The organism is Synechococcus sp. OH2 (assembly GCF_047462155.1).
Lineage (GTDB): Bacteria > Cyanobacteriota > Cyanobacteriia > Thermostichales > Thermostichaceae > Thermostichus.
The window spans coordinates 1-15,661 of sequence record NZ_JANSIR010000050.1; the positions used below are offsets into that span (position 1 = coordinate 1).

The following is a 15,661-nucleotide window of genomic DNA, read 5'->3' on the forward strand; positions in this document are numbered from 1 at the left end:
CCCGCCAAGTCAGGGGGATCCGCCGCACTGGCGATGCCGACCTTGTCAAAGCCCAGCGCCAGCGCCTGCTGCTTCACCTGTTCGGTAGCTCTGGCCCAGTCGGCTGCTCCTCCCACGGTCGGCCCCGGCAACTCTAGGGCTATTCTGGCAGACCCATCACCTGGCGGTAGCGGGCCTCCAGTTGTGCTGCCTGCTGCGAGCGACGGAAGGGATCCCAGTGGCTGTGCTCGAACAGCTCCTGCCGCAACTGGGCCACGTCCACCGTCGTTACCTCGCCGTTGGCCACCACCCGTTTCCCTCTAACCCAGACGCTGTGCACCACCTGGGTGGGCCGGCCCAGCACCAGCAGCCCGATGGGATCGGTACGGGGCAACAGCGACAGTTGGGTGAGATCGTAAAGCACCAGATCCGCCTGCTTGCCCACCTCCAGGGATCCCAGCTTCTCTCCCAGCCCTAGGCCAATGGCCCCACCGCGGGAGGCCATCTCGACGCTCTCGCGGGGCGAGATCCAGTGGCGGTAGTCGGGATCCGTGATGTTGTGCAGGATGGTGCCGATTTTAATGGCCTCCAAGAGATCCTGGGAGTCATTGCTGGCTGACCCATCGCAGCCAAAGGCCACATTCACCCCCGCCCGCCGGTACTTGAGGATGGGGGCGATGCCACTGCCCAGGCGTAGGTTGCTCAAGGGGTTGTGAACAACCGTAGAGCCGGTGCGGGCCAAGATCTCGATATCGGCATCGGTAAGCCAGACACAGTGGGCCAGCGAGGTTTTCCGGTCTAGGTAGCCCAAGCGCTCCAGGTGCTCGACTGCGCTGCAGCCGTATTTTTCCTGGGCCAACCTCTGCTGGGCGCGGGTTTCCAGCAGGTGGGCATGGCGGGGGAGGTCATACTTCTGGCTCAACTCTGCGCAGCCCTCAAACAGCTTGTCAGAACAGAGTTGGATGCCGGTGGGGGCCACCATCAGGGTGATGCCCTCTTCCGGGCGGTGGTACTTCTCAACCGCCTCTTCCACCAGGGCCAGCACCTCTGAGGTGCTCAGGGGATAGGCTGCCGCCCCGCCAGCGAAGGATGAACCGCCGGGCAGGCAGGTGGAGAGGGCCTGATCCTGAAGCAGGGGACCGATGAAGGCGCGGATCCCGACTTCTCGGTAGGCCCGCACCGCCGCCTCGAGGGTGGCCAGCTCCTGGCCGGGGATGAGGATGAGATGATCCACCACCGTCGTGCCGCCGCTGAGCAGGGTCTCCACCGCCGTTGCCAGCGCGCTGAGGTAGATCTTTTCCGGATCCGGCGGCGCGTACTCGTGCAGTTGCGCCAGCCACAGCTCCAGCGGGTAGGGCGGGATGATCCCTCTTTGCCACAGCTCGGAAGAATGGGTGTGGGCATTGACAAAGCCCGGCAGCAAGAGTTGGTTGCCGGCCTCCAGTTCTAGGCTGTCTGTGCCCGTTGCGGGTAACCCTTTATCGATAGCAGCAATCCGTTCCCCCTCGATGCGCACATCTGTGGTTTCGTAGCCTGTGCCGGTGCGGATCAACGCATTGCGTAGGATACAGCTCATGCCCAAGATCCAAAATGACCGCCTGTCACCCTAGCGTGTTGTAGTTGGCCGTGCCAAGGCAAAAAATAGGGAAACTCCATCCAGAAAGCCTCAACCTGCTCAGCCGGCTTGCCATGGTGGGAGAAGCAGAGTGGCACTGCTGCCGCCCACTGGGGTAAATTCAGGGATCCATCGGAAATAGAGCTATTTTTTCTTCTTGCTGGAGCCTTTTTTGGCTGGCTTGCTCTCGGCAGCCGGTTCAGGAACAACCACCTCAGTAGTAGTCTCGGCAGCAGCTTGGTCAGCGACAGGTTCTGCCCCTTGCGCTGGCTCTGCCGGCTTGAGACCGGCCTGAGCAGCCACTTCAGCGGCAAAATCCGCTTCCTGTTTCTCGATCCCTTCTCCCAAAACGAAGCGGGCAAACCGCCGCACCCGGATGTTTTCCCCTAGCTTGGCAATGTGCTGCTTCACCAATTCCTCTACGGTAATCGAGGAATCTTTAATAAAGGGCTGATCCATCAAAGACAGCTCTTTCAGGCGCTTCTCGATGCGGCCTTGCACAATCTTTTCCCGCACGTTTTCAGGCTTGCTGGCCAGATCCTCTTTGCCCATCTCGATGGCCCTTTCCCGCTCCACCACTTCGGGAGGGATCTGGTCGATGCTGACGTACTCCACACTTTGGCAGGCGGCAATCTGCTTGGCAATATCTTGCACCAGCTTCTTAAAGTCTTCGTTGCGGGCCACAAAATCCGTCTCGCAGTTCACCTCCACCAACACACCGATTCGGTTGCCGAAGTGGATGTAGCTATCGACAACCCCCTCAGCCGCGACGCGACCGGCCTTTTTGGCTGCCCCTGCCAACCCTTTCTGCCGCAGCCAGGTGATGGCTTTCTCCATATCGCCACCGGACTCTTCCAGGGCTTTTTTGCAGTCCATCATGCCTGCGCCCGTCTTTTCGCGCAGCTCTTTAACCAATTTGGCATCAATACTCATGAGGGTTCCTCAAATCTCACATCGTACAAAGAGGCAGAAAGGATGTGGCTGGATGTAGAGGATAGCCAGGAGCAGAACAAAGGATGAATCTAGATTTTAAGGATACAGTCTTCCGGAGAAAGGATGAACAGGGAGTAACTCGAACCGCACGGGATCCCTGCTCTCGTCCCAAGGGTCACTCGCCCTCGTCGGGATCCCCCTCCTCTTCATCCTCCATATCTTCCAGAATGTCATCCTCCAGATCCATGTCCATAGCCCCCTCGTAGTCGTACTCATCCTCTTCGACTGTGTCGAGCTGCCCGTGTCGCCCTTCATAGATGGCATCGGCCAGCTTGCCTACAATCAGCTTAATCGCTCGGATGGCGTCGTCGTTAGAGGGGATGAAGACATCGCTCAGGTCAGGATCGCAGTTGGTATCCAGCAGTGAGATGATTGGAATCTTGAGCTTGATACATTCCTGAACGGCGTTGGCCTCCCGCCGCTGATCGACGATGATCACCGCGTCGGGGAGCTTGCGCATGGTTTTGATGCCGCCCAAGTACTTCTCCAACTTGGCCAATTCCCGTTTTAGGCGGGCCGCTTCTTGCTTGGGCAGGCGATCCAGCAGGCCGCTGCTCTGCATCTCCTCGATTTCCTTGAGGCGGTCGATGCGGGTTTTGATGGTGGCCCAGTTGGTGAGCATGCCCCCCAGCCAGCGCTGGTTGACGTAGTAGCTGCCACAGCGGGTGGCCTCATGGGCAATGATCCCGGCGGCTTGCCGTTTGGTGCCGACAAACAGGAAACGCCACCCCTTTTCGGCCCCCTCCCGCACGTATTCATAGGCTTCGTTGAGGTAACGGGCCGTCTGCACCAGGTCGATGATGTGAATGCCGTTGCGCTCGGCGAAAATGTAGGGCCGCATCTTGGGGTTCCAGCGGCTGGCCTTGTGGCCGAAGTGTACTCCTGCCTCCAGCAGTTGAGGCAAACTGACTATGCTCATGAGTTGATTGTCTCCTACGGGTTGGCCTCCGCCCGAACCGATCCCCGTTGGGGACACCCGGTGGCTCGGGCGTGTGGTATTTCAACAGCCTAACTAAGCTAACATGTCTTCTACAGGATCCGGCCACCAAGACCTCCCCCTTGCCGAGATCCAGTTCTAAAAGCTAGATTAGTAAAGCACCTCCAGAGATTCTCTCTGGCTTAGGTGCGTCGGGGCGTAGCGCAGCTTGGTAGCGCACCACTTTGGGGTAGTGGGGGTCGAAGGTTCAAATCCTTTCGCTCCGACTCTGGCTACATAACTGTACCGAGACCGAAAAAGGTCGCTCGTGCGGGGAAAGGGCTGGGGCTCTGCCTCGTTCTAAGGTTCTCTGCTGCTGGGGGAGCTGGACGAGGCAGCAGGCTTAGGAGGAGAGGTGGGGTAAGCTTTGCAAGACAGTGTGGACAACGGCTGCTGAATTTAGCGCCGCCACCTGAAAAAAACTGAGGAAGTCGGTTTCATCCCCCGCGTCGCTGACCGAGCGCACCAGCAGACAAGGGATCCCGGCCTCTTGAGCCACCCGCACCACGGCTGCCCCTTCCATCTCCACCACCAGTGCCCCGGTGCGCTCGCGAATTTGGCGGCGCAGCTCGGCGTCGGCTACGAACACGTCGCCGGTGGCCACCAGGCCTTGGTGGATGACCGGCTGCCGTCCGTGTAGGGAGTGAAGAGGGATCCGCTCCGATTGGGCCACGACTAAGTCGTAGAAGGCGCTATCGGCTTCTGCCAGAGGGTAGCGCAGTTCAGGGATGAAGTCGATCCCTAAGACAAAGCCCTCAGGGCGTCCAGTGCCGAAATCGTGCTCGATGGCAGCATGGGCCAGCACCACATCCCCCATCTGGAGGTGATCGGCTAAGGAGCCGGCCACGCCAGTAAAGATGATGCCCCGCAAAGGAAAATGGGTCACCAGCAGAGCTGCCGTGGTTGCTGCCCGTACCTTACCTACCCCCCCTTGAACCACCACCACCGGTTGGCCAGCCAGGGATCCCTGATGGAACTGCCGCCCCAGGTGGTGATGAATGGAGCGAGTTTCCATCGCTTCGGCAAGCATGGCCACTTCTTCCGGCAGAGCTCCCAAAATGCCAACAGCCTTCGGGGGGGAGTGGGATGGAGATGCCATAGCGCTTTCCTCAGGTTTGAGAGGCCGTAGGGATCCGCTGCCCCCACATGCCTGGCCATTTGGTGACCTTCAGATCTCCCAGCACCTGTACTTGACAGGCCAAGCGCAGCCCGTTGCCGCTCTGCGCCGCCGAGGTGGATGGGGGTTGATGGGGTGGCAAAGATAGACGGGCCCGTTCTCGCCAGCCCATGGGGGAGACAGCCCCTTCGATCTGTACGGCACAGGTGCCCAGACCGCGGCAGTTGAGGACATGAGCCGGTGGGTTGTAGAGGGGGATCCCGGCCTGCAGCAGCACCTGGCGCAGGTTGGTGCCCACCTCACAGACGAGGGTGCGTCCTTGCACTTGAATCTGGGGCATCAGCCGCTTTCCCAACGTCGAACAGCTCCATTCTGGCCCAAGCCGGATCCCGAGAGAGAGGCGACCGACTAGGTCGGGGTGCTAGGCAGTATAGTTAAGGTGGTTGGACAGGGAGTAGGGGAAAGATCATGGCCTACAGCGAGCCGCTCGTTGACCGTTCTCCAGAGGTTTTTTCGGTGTTGGAGGAACCTGTTCGCTATGTTGAGATCGTCTCGGCGGTGGTTTCCAGCCTCAAGGAGGATGCCGCCTATGAGAACCACGAGCAGGGGCACACCTGGAAATTCACCTACGGCAGCGTGGAAGTGTTCGTCCACCTGAGCGGCGAATCCCCCGAAGATACCCTGTTGGTCTGGTCTCCCGTTCTCTCTCTGCCGGTGGCGGAGCCGGCTAAGCTCATGCAGAAGCTGCTGGAGAAAAATTGGAGCGACACTCTGGAAGCGCGCTTTTGCATCTGGAACAACCAAGTGGTACTCAACCACCACCGCACCCTGGAAGGGATCAGCGCCGGCGAGATCTCGCGCGCCATCACCCTTGTGGCCAGCTTGGCCGATGAGTACGATGAGCAGCTCCAGGCTGAGTTTCCCAAAGCTTGAGCCGCGGCGCGATCAGGATGGGATCCCCAGGCTACTGGCTGCCCTATTGCGTAGCCGCCGGCACCTGGCAAATGGAGCAAGATACCTGGCTTTTGCAGCGGCTGCGCCACGCCCCTAGACCCTATTTGCGCTTTTACGGCTGGGATCGGCTTACCCTCTCGCTGGGACGGCACCAGGCCTGGCCGGATCCAGCGCCAGGGATTCCGGTGGTGCGCCGTCCCACTGGCGGAAGAGCGGTCTTACACCAGGCGGCTGAAGATGGAGCAGAGCTCACCTACAGCTTGGTGCTGCCCCTGTCTTACCTCCAAGCTCGGCTGCCCCGTTTGCAGCGAACCTCGGTGTACGACTTCTGCTGCCGCTTTTGGGTAAAGGGGCTGGCAGAACTGGGCGTTGAGGTGGATCCAATCCTCGCTCACAACCGAACCCATGGCCAGAACCGCCCAACCCTAGATTCGGGCTACCGCAACAAAACCAGTTGCTTTGCTGCCCGTACCCGCGCCGATCTCAGCTGGGGAGGCAAAAAGCTGATGGGCAACGCCCAACTGTGGCAACCCTGGGGGATCCTGCAACAGGGATCCCTCTTGCTGCGGCCCAATCTCGAGCTGTGGGAGCGCTATCTGCCCGGCTCGCAGGTGATTGGCCTGTACGACCTTTGCCCCACAGCGCCGGGGATCCCTGCTTTGATGGAACATTTTCTCCAAATGGCCCAGGAGTGCTTTGAGGTGGAATGGCAAGAAGAAACCTGGCCGGATCCGCTTCACTGGGAGGATCCGGCAGGGATAGCTGACCCTGAGTGATAGAGAACGGCAAGATTCACTTCCCCCCTCTCCCTCTGGGAGAGGGGCTAGGGGTGAGGGGGTGTTCGTCTCATTGGTATTCGGGATAACTTTGGAAGTGGTTGCGTTCTTGACACTCCCACCGCCTAAAGGGGGGGATTCTTACGCAGTCCACAAACGAGCCCGTAAAGGCACTGTCAAGACGCCTCTAGACAGTTCCGTGTTGCAGATGCATCTCCATCCAAAGGGGCTGTGCTAAAACCAAGGCAGCGCTCAGCCAGGTGAGCCATGCCAAAAGTTTGGGCGGCAGTCTTGCTCAGTGTATCGCTGTGGATCCCGCAGCCCGCTTGGGCCATTGCCCTCGAACAAGTGCCCAACCCCCGCCGCCAGTATGGAGGATGGGTTTCCGACACCGCCAACATCCTCAGCAGCAGCACTGAAAACGAGCTCAACCGTCTCCTTACCCAGCTTGAGCAGCGTACCACTGCCGAGATGGCGGTAGTGACGGTACCCAATACTCAGGGATATGCCACGCCGAAAGCGTTCACCACGCAGCTATTTAACTACTGGGGCATTGGCAAGGCCGGTCGCAACAACGGCGTGTTGTTTCTCATCTCGGTGGGGGATCGGCGGGTAGAAATTGAAACCGGCAGGGGTTTGGCCACCATCCTTCCCGACAGCCGCGTTCAGCAGATTATCGACCAGCACATTCTACCCAAATTTCGCAATAGGGATTTCGATGGCGGCACCTTGGCAGGAGTACGGCAGTTAACTGCAGTGCTGCAGGGGCAGCCAGTTGCCGAGGTTCAAGCTTCCTCTGCGCTTTCCCCTGCAGCCGTTCCTCGAGCAGATGGAAGGGAAGCCTTGGCCGTTGCTCAAGGCTTGCTGGAAGGGAGCCTACTGCTGCTGGGGATCCTGCTCCTAGGGCTGGGGTGGCGGCGCTCCCGCCAGCCGGTCTATCTCAAGGCCGAGCGGGGAGGAGCGAAAGTCCTGTCGCTAACACGCCGCGAGCAGGGGACAACGGCTGCCTTCTCTTCGCTCCAGAGCGCCCCCATTCGCCGGCTTCTCTATCCCGGTTCCCTCTGCCTTGGTCTCTTCCTGATGTCGGTCAGCGGTAACTGGCTGGTACTGGTGCTGCCCTTCCTGGCAGTTGTGACCACCGACGGCATCTTGGGCTCGAAGCGTGGGATCCCGTTTCAGCCGGTGGTGTGTCAAAGCTGCGGTCGGCCCCTGCGCCCCATCCAGCCGCAAGTTCTGGATAAGCAACTTCCCCCAGCGCATCGCCTGGCCAAAAGCCAGCGCAGAGCCAGCTACTACGGCTGGTTTTGCCCCGTCTGTCAGGGGATGGCCGTGGTCGTGCGCGAAGGCACCTCCTGTCACCACCTTTATTGCCCCCGGTGTCAAGCCCTTACCCTTGACCTCACCACCCAGGTTCTTCAGAAAGCGACCTATTCCTCCAGCGGTTTGAAGTTGGAGAGCCTGACCTGCCCGATTTGCCAGTACTGTAGCGAGAGAACAGTGGTGATCCCGCAGCTCAGCAGCAGCGACAGAGACTTCGATAGAGATTCTGACAGGGATTCTGATAGAGACTCTGATAGAGATTTCGGGGGCGGCAGCAGTGACGGCGGCGGAGCAGGCGGCAGTTGGTGAGACCCAACTCTAGAGATTTCTCTATCGATTGAACAAGGGGGTTGGGCTTCTCTTAAATCCGCCGGGACAGTACAGTGGTAAGGGAGCAGCGATAGCGATTTGTTAAGGACGAAGATCCCATGACCCTTGCAGAAGGCGTGCAACTGGTTACCTTTGGGGTGCTCTCGGCGATGGCCATTGGCTTTGCCCTAGGAGTGGTTTGGGCCCCTAACATCGTCTATTCCGGCTTTCTCTTGGGGGGCGTTTTCCTGAGCATGGCTGGGCTGTACCTCCTCTTGAATGCCGATTTTGTGGCTGCCGCTCAAGTGTTGATCTACGTCGGCGCCGTCAACGTACTGATCCTGTTCGCCATCATGTTGGTGAACCGGCGCTACACCTTTGCTCCTCTGAAACTGGGCTGGCTGCGCAATGGAGTGACGGCGGTGGTGTCTTTGGGTCTGTTTGCCCTGCTCACCGTGATGGCGTTCAACACCCCTTGGCCTCTGCAGGCGATCCAGCCTCTAAGCAGTGCTCTGGTGATTGGCGGGCATTTCTTTAGCGATTATCTGTTGCCGTTTGAACTGGCTTCTGTTTTGCTGCTGATGGCGTTGATTGGGGCCATTGTCGTGGCGCGTCGAGAGTCTGTTGCTCCCGAAGCCGGAGAAGGCGATCTGAGTTTGCTGGAGCGAGCCCGACCCCAGCTTGAAGCCGAGTCAGAACGGCGAGCAGAGTTGGTAAGCACCCGTTAAACCCGATTGCTTCGGACGTACAGCCCAGAGTTTTCCTGGTACCCCTCTCATCTGTATCCACTGGAGCCTCTTGCGATGTTGCAACTGCAGTTTTTTTTGGTGGTGGCGGCAGTTCTTTTTTGCATCGGCATCTACGGCTTGATCGTCAGTCGCAACGCCATTCGGGTGTTGATGTCGATTGAGCTGATGCTCAACGCGGTGAACCTCAACTTTATGGCCTTCTCCAACTTTGTTGACTCCAGCTTGATTCGCGGCCAGGTGTTTTCCGTGTTCGTCATCACCGTGGCGGCTGCCGAGGCGGCAGTGGGCTTGGCCATTGTGTTGGGGATCTACCGCAACCGGGCCACCATCGACATGGAGAGCTTCAACCTGCTCAAGTGGTAGCTCTTTTCCCAGAAAAACAAGGAGAGCGCTGCCAGAGGCTCCCCTTCTTGGCAGAGAGCTGTGGCAGCTTCATCTTTCTAGTGGCAACAACTCAACGTCAAGGTGTAGCTAAAAAAGGCATAAAAGACAATCCCAACCAAGACTGGAAAGAGCTGATCCAGCCTCGCCCCCCTACCCTTTGTCAATGGTTACCAGCAGCACGTTTCTGTAGATGTTCTACCAGGGCTGCTGGGGCCTACTTGGAAACCCAGGCTTAGGCTAACCAGAAGGGATCCGTCCGCCAGGCGGATTTCAGCAAAACTATAGAATTGAGCGAGAATTTAGGTGCGGCTGGGCAGCGGCGGGCATTGGATCCCGGGGATCAAGGATTCCAGCAGGCCGCTGCAGGCATCCCAGAGCAGCTCGATCACGTAGTGAAACCCAGCCTCGCCCCCGTAGTAGGGATCCGGAACTTCTTCATCGGTGTGAGAACGACAGTAGCTACAAATGAGGCGCACCTTGTCGGCATATCTTCTCTGGGGATCGAGGCTGAGGATATCGCGATAATTTTGCCGATCCATAGCCAGGATCAGGTCGAACTCCCGCAGATCCAAAGGATGAATTTGCCGGGCTTGGCCGTGCAGCTCCAGTCCATAGCGCTGGGCAACTTGTTGCATGCGGCGATCTGGGGGACTGCCGATGTGATAGGCGGCTGTACCTGCCGAATCGCAGAGAATGTCCCCCTCATGACCGCTGCTCTGCAGCAAGTAGTTGGTGATCCCTTCGGCAGCGGGAGAACGGCAGATGTTGCCCAGGCACACAAACAGCAGCTTTTGGCTCATGGATCCCTCGCCGGCAGTGAACATTTCTCCCCGCATTATCTGCGTTTTGCGGCCTAGAGTACAGAAGCAGGCGAGAGGGGATAGGGCCCTCAGGCGGCAGCGGGACAGATTCTTGGCCAGAAGGGAGCTAGTTCCCCTGGTGAGATGTCTTATGCCAGATGCCACCCGCTACCCGCACCCGCAGGATGTGGCCAACCTCATTCTCTACTTGCAGACGGAGCTGGCTCTGTTTGAACAATGGGCCGCTCAAGAAGGGATCCCGTCTGCGGCTCTGCGCCCCATCGAGCGCTCCCAAGAGGCTTTGCGGCGAGCTGTAGATCAACTGGAGCTGCGAGAGTGGTACCGCGAACTCACCTATGGCTTCCGGGATCAGTTGGGGCGCCTAGAAGAGTGGTTGTAGCTGTCCGGCAGAGCTTTCCAGTGCCAAAATAACGACAACTCTCCCAGCACCGCCGCTTATGTTGCAGGTTCAGGATCTCTGCTACCACCCGGCAACCCTCTCTCAGCCAATTCTCCGGGATCTCTCCTTTGAGCTAGGCCTGAACCAGTTGGGGCTGATCGTGGGCAAAAGTGGGGCCGGCAAAAGCACCCTGCTGGAAATTTTGGCTGGCTTGGCGCGGCCCACGCGCGGGCGGATTGCCTGGGGAGGAACAGAGCTCTCTCCTCAGCAACTGCGCAGCATGGCGGGGCTGGTGTTTCAGTTCCCGGAGCGCCACTTTTGTGGCTTGACGGTGCTAGAGGAAATGCGCTTCGGCCACCCGGAGCTGCAGCAAAAGGAGATTGAAAACGTTCTCCAACAGGTGGGATTGGCAGGGATCCCTCTGTGCACCTCCCCCAACCATCTCAGCGGCGGACAGCAGCGGCGCTTGGCCCTGGCGGTACAGCTCATTCGCGGCCCTTTTTTACTGCTGCTGGACGAGCCGACGGCGGGGCTGGACTGGTCAGTGCGGCAGCAGTTGATCGAGCTGCTGGCCCGCCTGAAATCCACCTGGACGGTGTTGGTGGTTTCCCACGACCCGGAGGAGCTGTCCTCCATTGCCGATGTGCGGTGGATCTTGCAGGCGGGATCCCTGCAGCCGTTGCCGGCAGATGCGCTGCTTCACAAGTAGCGGCGGGGATCGACCGGCTGGCCGTTGACCCGCACCTCGAAGTGAACATGAGGCCCGGTGGAGAGACCGGTGGAGCCGGCAGCGGCAATGACCTGCCCCCGCTGTACCTGCTGGCCCACCCCGACGGCGACGCGGCTGTTGTGGGCGTACAGGGTGGTGATGCCGCCGCCGTGGTTGACGATGACTGTGTAGCCGTAGCCGCCGTACCAACCGGCGTAGATGACCGTGCCCCGGTCTGCAGCCCTCACCGGAGTGCCGGTGGGCACACCGAAGTCGATTCCCGCATGGAAGCGGCGGCTGCGATAGATGGGGTGAACCCGCCAGCCGAAGCCGCTGGTGATCGGCCCGCGCACCGGTGGGATCAACCGACCCGTGCCCTGAACCGGATCCCTGCCCCCCCGCTGCTGAGCCTGCTGGGCGATCAGTTGCTGGATGAGGATGGTCAACTGTTGGGAATCGGCTTCCAAGCGCCGTTGGGCTGCTTCATAGGCGGCGCGCTCGTTGGCCAGTCGGCCCACCAGTTGCTCTTGAGCGGCAGCCTGCTGCTGCAGTTGGTTTTTCTGGGCCGCCAGCTCCTGCAAGATCAAGGAAATCTCGTTGCGCTGCGCCTCCAAGGCAATCCGCTGCTGATCCACCTCCTTTGCCATCGCCTGCAGCTCTTGGATCAACTGCCGGTCGGCTTCGATTAGCAACTGCAACTGGTGGCGGCGATCGAAAAACTCGTTCAGGTCACGACTGGTGAGCAGCAAAGCCCACCAGTGTTCTGCCCCCTGCCGCTGCATGTAGCGCAAGCGGGCGGCCGTGCCCTGCTGCTGCCGTCGCAGGCGGTCTTCCAGCTCTTTAAGCTCCTTCTGCGCTTGCTCTAGCGCCCTCTGGGCCTGTTCTAGACGATATTGGTTGTCGCGCAGGCTGGCTTCCGTCTGTTGGATGTTTTGCCGCAGGGATCCCATGCGGCGGCGGGCTTCTTCTTCCGCTTGGCGCAGCTCTCCCAGGCGGCGTTGGGTGCCCTGGATTTGTTGCTGGATCTGCTGCTGTCGCTGTTGCAGTTGGTAGACATTCTGCGCCTGAGATGGGGCAACCCCCCAGAAACTGCCCAACAGCAAGAGAGCGAGCCAACCGACCACCACCCATGCCTTCAGGCTGCGTATCCCAAGACTCATCACTCCCCACACCCTCAGCAACCAACCTACCGACCCTAAGAATACAAAGATTTGCAAGGCCTGATCGAGCCCAATCTGGCTATTGCCCGGTATCGCTACTCCAAATGGCAAACGACAGCAACCTCAACATCAACCAAATGGCAATAGGCTAGCCACCTACCTGCCAGCAAAACCTAAGGATAGTCAAAGCAAAGGCTCCAACCAAGGCTGCAGATGCGCATACCACCGTAAACACCAACTTTGCTTGTTCCTGACTTCCTCCTCAAAAAAAGAGTTTGTTACAACTTGTCATTGCTTTACTGACAGGTTGGCTTTGTCATTTTTGGATTGCAGCTAAAATCTTAAATTAACTAAAACTTTAAATTGAAGCCCAGCAACTGCAGCAGGGGAAATCCATGAGAGGTTACTTTCCCACAGATGGTGTTCGAGCATTCTGAAGGCAAATTTGGAGAAAGGTCACAGCACCCCTGGCTGCTCCACCTGTGGCAGGAGCCGCTAATCGCAGTGATTCGCCTCTCGGCCAGCCACGCTCAGGCCCTTGAGGGATCCACCTTGGCCATCCGGGCCGGGATCCGCCACATTGAGATCACTCCCCACGTTCCCCGATATCTGGAGTTGATTGCCCAACTGCGGCAAGACTACCCACATTGCTGGATAGGAGTGGGCACGGTTTTAAATCGGCAGATGGCAGAGCAGGCTTGGCAAGCGGGAGCCCAATTCTATGTTTGCCCCTTTACGGACGAGAGCATCATCTGCTGGGGTCGGGAAGCGGGGCTGCCCATCGTGCCCGGCGCCCTCACCCCTGGCGAGATCTGGAGGGCCTGGCAGGCGGGGGCAACGGCAGTGAAGGTGTTTCCGGCAGAAAGCCTTGGCGGATCCCGTTACCTACGCCACCTGCAACCGGTGCTGGGATCCCTGCCTTTGATCCCAACGGGGGGAGTCACCTTGGCCAATGCAGCAGAATATCTGCAGGCAGGGGCCTGGGCTGTCGGCATCGCCGGAGATCTGTTCCCAGCGGAGCTTCTTTCCCCGCGAGGGGTCGATCCAGACAGTTGCCGGCAAAAGCTGGAGAATCGGCTGCGGCAAACGCTACAACAGCTTGCCAACCAGAGAGCCGCCGAGGCCTGGCCCGAGCTGAGTAAACCACTAGAATAAGGTGCATGGTGTGAGTGAGGCCTGCATGGATGGATTCCTGGATCTGTACCTGGAGCTAAACGTCCCCAGCCCAGTTGAGGAAGCCACTTGGCACCGTTGGTTTGCAGTGTGGCTGCGAGAGCTGGGGGTGAAGGATCCCTGCGAGCTCAGCCTTTGCCTCACCTCCGACGAGCACATCCGCCAGCTCAACCGCGAGTTTCGCCACATCGACGCTCCCACCGATGTCCTGGCCTTTGCCGCCGAGGAGATGTCCACCCCTGTCGAGCTGCAGAAGATAACAGGGGTGCGCCTGCTGGGGGATATCGTAATTTCGGTACCCACTGCTTGCGCGCAAGCAAAAGCCCAGGGGCAGCGGCTGTCGCAGGAATTGGCCTGGCTGGCCAGCCACGGCCTGCTGCATCTCCTGGGATGGGATCACCCCGATGAGCTTTCCCTACAGCGCATGTTGCAGCAACAGCGCTACCTGCTTGCCGCCATCCAAGAAGATCTGGAGGTGACCCATGGCCAGCAGCCCTAGCCGTTTTCCCCAGCCGCTGCGTTTGGCGGCATTGCGACAGCGAGCTCCTTTTACTTCAGCGCAGGTCAATTCGGCCCATCCCTCCAAGGCAGCAGATGCGGGAGCCCAGGCTGACCTCACGGCGAAGGATCCCTGGCAGCGCCCCCCCTCGTGGCAGGTGGCCACTAGCCTCAGTAAAAGCTTCTACTATGCGGGAAAGGGCCTGCTGTACGCCGCCCGCACCCAGCGCAACTTTCGCATCCACCTGGCTGTGGCGGTGGTGGCCTTTGTCTTGGGGTTGGCCCTGCGGCTGAGCGCTGTAGAAATGGCCCTGATCAGCTTGACCAGCGGGATGGTGATGGCCTTGGAGCTGGTGAATACTGCCCTGGAAGCAGTGGTGGATCTGACCCTGGGCAGCCGCTATCACCTGCTGGCAGAAATTGCTAAAGATTGCGCTGCCGGAGCGGTGTTGGTGGCGGCGATGGCGGCTTTGGCGGTGGCAGCTTGGCTGTTTCTCCCCCCCCTGCTCCTATTGCTGGGCCTGCTCCTGCCAGGGTAGGGATGCCGAAAGAGTTTTGCCCAGTCTTTCAAAGGGTCGTATTCTAAAAGCACGACCCCCTTTCAATCGGGATGACCAGCTTGACCCAAGAGCCTCCTCTATACTTGGGAATGGATCACCACCCGTCCCCCCTCTCGATCCAAATTCAGGGGTTTGGCCTCTGCTTCGATATCCAGTTGCTCCCAGGCGCCGACCATGGCGGATCCCACTCGTTCTCGCTCCTCCGGGGCGCAGAAGGCTAAAAGTGTGGGGCCAGCCCCGCTGATCACCACCCCATAGGCCCCGGCAGCCAGAGCCGCCGCCTGGACGGTTTTGAAGCCGGTAATTAGCTCCATGCGCGCCGGTTGGTGCAGCCGATCCTGCAAGGCCACCTTTAGCCAGTCCACCCGCCCCGACTGCAGGCTGCGGATAAGCAGCCCCAGGTGACTGACGGAAAAGACAGCATCCGCCAGGCTGACGGACTTGGGCAGGATCTCGCGGGCCGCCTGGGTGGACAGCTTAAAGTTAGGCACTGCCGCCACCAGGCCGATGTGTTCGTGCCAATCCACCGGACAAAATACCCATTGCCCCTGCTGCCCCTGCACACAGAGTTGACAGCCGCCCTGGAGGGCAGGCACCACGTTGTCGGGATGGCCTTCGAGGGCAATGGCCAACTGCAGGAGAGTCTCAGGAGCCAGGTTCAGGGATCCAAGAGCATTGGCCCCCAGCAGGCCGCCGACAATCGCAGTGGCAGAGCTGCCCAGCCCCCGCGCCAGGGGCACGTTGAGGGTAATCTCAATCTCCACCCCCGGCACCGGCTTGCTGAGCAGCTCGAAAGCACGGCAGAAGGCGCGATACACCAGGTTGTCCTTGCTCTGGCTGATGTGATCGCTGCCGCGATAGTGGATGCTGAGACCGGTGGGAATCTCGCGAAATTGGAAGTGGTTGTAGAGCTCCAGGGCTGCACCGATGCAATCGAACCCCGGCCCCAAGTTAGCGGTGGTGGCAGGGACGATCACCTCTATTCGCTCTCTGACCAAGGGGGAAGCTCCTTAGCGAACGGCGGACAACTCAACACAGCAGAGTAACTTGGTAGCCCCGTACTCAGCGCTCCGCGCCGCTAGCGCGAGTAGTGCAGGGCAGAAAAGCCTTCGAGCGACTGGAGTCGCTCGCCAATGTTATCTTGTAATCTTAAGTCAGCACCTACCCCGGTGAAAAACCCGGACAGTGC

At 59.6% G+C, this 15,661-nt stretch carries 17 protein-coding genes, 1 tRNA gene and 1 pseudogene; 11 read left to right on the forward strand and 8 right to left on the reverse strand.

What is annotated here, in order from left to right; genetic code table 11:
- Positions 1–139: 139 nt before the first annotated feature.
- The 3 genes and pseudogenes from NW835_RS03825 to rpsB all read right to left on the reverse strand — a co-directional run bounded on the left by NW835_RS03825 (position 140) and on the right by rpsB (position 3,506).
- Positions 140–1,555 carry an amidohydrolase gene (locus NW835_RS03825; protein ID WP_414371494.1) on the reverse strand — a complete coding sequence of 472 codons (1,416 nt, stop codon included), beginning with the start codon at positions 1,553–1,555 and terminating at the stop codon, positions 140–142.
- 327 nt (positions 1,556–1,882) lie between these two features.
- Positions 1,883–2,527 (reverse strand): annotated as a pseudogene (gene tsf / locus NW835_RS03830) (translation elongation factor Ts); the annotation flags it as partial.
- A 175-nt stretch (positions 2,528–2,702) separates the two neighbouring features.
- Positions 2,703–3,506 carry a 30S ribosomal protein S2 gene (gene rpsB / locus NW835_RS03835; RefSeq protein WP_414364901.1) on the reverse strand — a complete coding sequence of 268 codons (804 nt, stop codon included), beginning with the start codon at positions 3,504–3,506 and terminating at the stop codon, positions 2,703–2,705.
- Between the two features lie 210 nt (positions 3,507–3,716).
- Between rpsB and NW835_RS03840 the strand changes: the two genes are divergently transcribed.
- Positions 3,717–3,790 (forward strand) — tRNA-Pro (locus NW835_RS03840).
- Positions 3,791–3,906: 116 nt separating this feature from the next.
- Here NW835_RS03840 and NW835_RS03845 read toward each other — a convergent pair.
- Positions 3,907–4,662: a 5'-methylthioadenosine/adenosylhomocysteine nucleosidase gene (locus NW835_RS03845; RefSeq protein ID WP_414364900.1), complete on the reverse strand. Its 756-nt coding sequence runs from the start codon at positions 4,660–4,662 to the stop codon at positions 3,907–3,909.
- 10 nt (positions 4,663–4,672) lie between these two features.
- Entirely contained in the window at positions 4,673–5,020 is a 348-nt protein-coding gene (locus NW835_RS03850) for a (2Fe-2S)-binding protein (RefSeq protein ID WP_414364898.1), read from the reverse strand.
- A 128-nt stretch (positions 5,021–5,148) separates the two neighbouring features.
- Here NW835_RS03850 and NW835_RS03855 point away from each other — a divergent pair, with 128 nt between their 5' ends.
- The 5 genes from NW835_RS03855 (at position 5,149) to nuoK (ending at position 9,151) form a co-directional block, all read left to right on the forward strand.
- The gene (locus NW835_RS03855) at positions 5,149–5,613 is read left to right on the forward strand and encodes a YbjN domain-containing protein (protein WP_414364896.1); all 465 of its coding nucleotides are present in this window, start codon (positions 5,149–5,151) and stop codon (positions 5,611–5,613) included.
- Between the two features lie 17 nt (positions 5,614–5,630).
- A complete protein-coding gene (locus NW835_RS03860; protein ID WP_414414568.1) occupies positions 5,631–6,410 on the forward strand; it encodes a lipoyl protein ligase domain-containing protein in 780 nt (259 codons plus the stop codon).
- A 267-nt stretch (positions 6,411–6,677) separates the two neighbouring features.
- Entirely contained in the window at positions 6,678–8,039 is a 1,362-nt protein-coding gene (locus NW835_RS03865) for a TPM domain-containing protein (protein WP_414414569.1), read from the forward strand.
- 119 nt (positions 8,040–8,158) lie between these two features.
- Positions 8,159–8,767, forward strand: a complete 609-nt coding sequence (locus tag NW835_RS03870; RefSeq protein ID WP_414376463.1) for an NADH-quinone oxidoreductase subunit J — start codon at positions 8,159–8,161, stop codon at positions 8,765–8,767.
- Between the two features lie 78 nt (positions 8,768–8,845).
- On the forward strand, positions 8,846–9,151 hold the full coding sequence (gene nuoK, locus NW835_RS03875) for an NADH-quinone oxidoreductase subunit NuoK (protein ID WP_414366802.1): 306 nt from the start codon (positions 8,846–8,848) through the stop codon (positions 9,149–9,151).
- Positions 9,152–9,471: 320 nt separating this feature from the next.
- Here the strand turns inward: nuoK and NW835_RS03880 are convergent, their stop codons facing one another.
- Entirely contained in the window at positions 9,472–9,972 is a 501-nt protein-coding gene (locus NW835_RS03880; protein ID WP_414364162.1) for a low molecular weight protein-tyrosine-phosphatase, read from the reverse strand.
- Positions 9,973–10,123: 151 nt separating this feature from the next.
- Between NW835_RS03880 and NW835_RS03885 the strand changes: the two genes are divergently transcribed.
- Together NW835_RS03885 and NW835_RS03890 are read left to right on the forward strand one after the other, a co-directional pair.
- Complete coding sequence (locus NW835_RS03885) at positions 10,124–10,372, forward strand: hypothetical protein (protein WP_011430466.1); 249 nt, start codon at positions 10,124–10,126, stop codon at positions 10,370–10,372.
- A gap of 58 nt (positions 10,373–10,430) precedes the next feature.
- Entirely contained in the window at positions 10,431–11,081 is a 651-nt protein-coding gene (locus NW835_RS03890) for an ABC transporter ATP-binding protein (protein WP_414364156.1), read from the forward strand.
- On the opposite strand, the gene NW835_RS03895 is transcribed toward NW835_RS03890, so the two are convergent.
- Positions 11,072–12,241, reverse strand: a complete 1,170-nt coding sequence (locus tag NW835_RS03895; protein ID WP_414376460.1) for a murein hydrolase activator EnvC family protein — start codon at positions 12,239–12,241, stop codon at positions 11,072–11,074. The two genes, NW835_RS03890 and NW835_RS03895, sit on opposite strands and share 10 nt — an antisense overlap.
- Before the next feature lie 417 nt (positions 12,242–12,658).
- On the opposite strand from NW835_RS03895, the gene eda reads away from it, so the two are divergent.
- Genes eda through NW835_RS03910 form a run of 3 tightly spaced genes read left to right on the forward strand, consistent with a single transcriptional unit; the run spans position 12,659 to position 14,451 of the window.
- Positions 12,659–13,396, forward strand: a complete 738-nt coding sequence (gene eda, locus NW835_RS03900; RefSeq protein ID WP_414364154.1) for a bifunctional 4-hydroxy-2-oxoglutarate aldolase/2-dehydro-3-deoxy-phosphogluconate aldolase — start codon at positions 12,659–12,661, stop codon at positions 13,394–13,396.
- 25 nt (positions 13,397–13,421) lie between these two features.
- Positions 13,422–13,913, forward strand: a complete 492-nt coding sequence (gene ybeY, locus NW835_RS03905; protein ID WP_414364153.1) for an rRNA maturation RNase YbeY — start codon at positions 13,422–13,424, stop codon at positions 13,911–13,913.
- Complete coding sequence (locus NW835_RS03910; RefSeq protein ID WP_414386168.1) at positions 13,897–14,451, forward strand: diacylglycerol kinase family protein; 555 nt, start codon at positions 13,897–13,899, stop codon at positions 14,449–14,451. Before ybeY ends, NW835_RS03910 begins: the two co-directional genes overlap by 17 nt.
- 98 nt (positions 14,452–14,549) lie before the next feature.
- Here NW835_RS03910 and thrB read toward each other — a convergent pair whose 3' ends face one another.
- Positions 14,550–15,470 (reverse strand): homoserine kinase, encoded by a 921-nt coding sequence (gene thrB / locus NW835_RS03915; protein WP_414364151.1) that lies wholly within the window; start codon positions 15,468–15,470, stop codon positions 14,550–14,552.
- Between the last annotated feature and the right edge of the window lie 191 nt (positions 15,471–15,661).